The following is a 1223-nucleotide window of genomic DNA, read 5'->3' as shown; positions in this document are numbered from 1 at the left end:
TGGCTAAGCAACCAGGATTAGATTTTCAAAGTGCTAAAGGCGGGCTCGGCGAGCTGAAGCGCAGACTTTTGTTTGTCATCGGCGCGCTGATTGTCTTCCGCATCGGCTCTTTCATTCCGATTCCTGGTATCGATGCCACTGTGCTTGCCAAATTGCTTGAGCAGCAGAGAGGCACTATCATTGAAATGTTTAACATGTTCTCTGGTGGTGCCCTCAGCCGTGCTTCTATCTTTGCTTTGGGGATCATGCCGTATATCTCGGCATCGATCATTATCCAGCTGCTGACGGTGGTTCATCCAGCGTTGGCGGAAATCAAGAAAGAAGGGGAGGCTGGCCGTCGCAAGATTAGCCAGTACACCCGTTACGGTACGCTGGTATTGGCCATATTCCAGTCGATTGGTATTGCTACCGGTCTGCCGAATATGCCTGGTATGCAGGGCCTGGTGTTAAATCCAGGCTTTGCATTCTACTTTACTGCGGTTGTGAGCCTGGTAACCGGGACAATGTTCCTGATGTGGCTGGGTGAGCAGATTACTGAGCGCGGTATCGGCAACGGTATCTCGATCATTATCTTCGCGGGTATTGTAGCGGGGCTCCCGCCGGCAGTGGCCCATACTATCGAGCAAGCGCGGCAAGGCGACCTGCACTTCCTCCTGCTGCTGTTGGTTGCAGTATTGGTGTTTGCAGTAACCTTCTTCGTTGTTTTCATCGAGCGTGGTCAACGTCGTATCGTCGTTAACTATGCGAAGCGTCAACAAGGTCGTCGTGTTTATGCAGCACAGAGTACACATTTACCGTTGAAAGTGAACATGGCGGGTGTTATCCCGGCGATTTTCGCTTCCAGCATTATTCTGTTCCCGGCCACGATTGCATCATGGTTTGGGGGCGGTACCGGTTGGAACTGGCTGACTACGATTTCGCTGTATTTGCAGCCAGGGCAACCGCTTTATGTGTTACTCTATGCGTCTGCAATCATCTTCTTCTGTTTCTTCTACACGGCGTTGGTTTTCAACCCGCGTGAGACAGCAGATAACCTGAAGAAGTCCGGTGCCTTCGTACCAGGAATTCGTCCGGGAGAGCAAACGGCGAAGTATATCGATAAAGTAATGACGCGTTTAACCCTGGTGGGCGCGATGTACATTACTTTCATCTGCCTGATCCCGGAGTTCATGCGTGATGCAATGAAAGTACCATTCTACTTTGGTGGTACCTCGCTACTGATC

At 51.1% G+C, this 1223-nt stretch carries 1 protein-coding gene; it reads left to right on the top strand.

The window, feature by feature from the left end; genetic code table 11:
- On the top strand, positions 1-1223 hold a 1223-nt coding region (secY, locus tag SO140_RS45940), incomplete at both ends, for a preprotein translocase subunit SecY (protein WP_498544199.1).

The organism is Bradyrhizobium sp. UFLA05-108 (assembly GCF_059803455.1).
The sequence above is the reverse complement of the archived record's forward strand: the minus strand, read 5'-3'. Positions and strand labels throughout refer to the sequence as shown.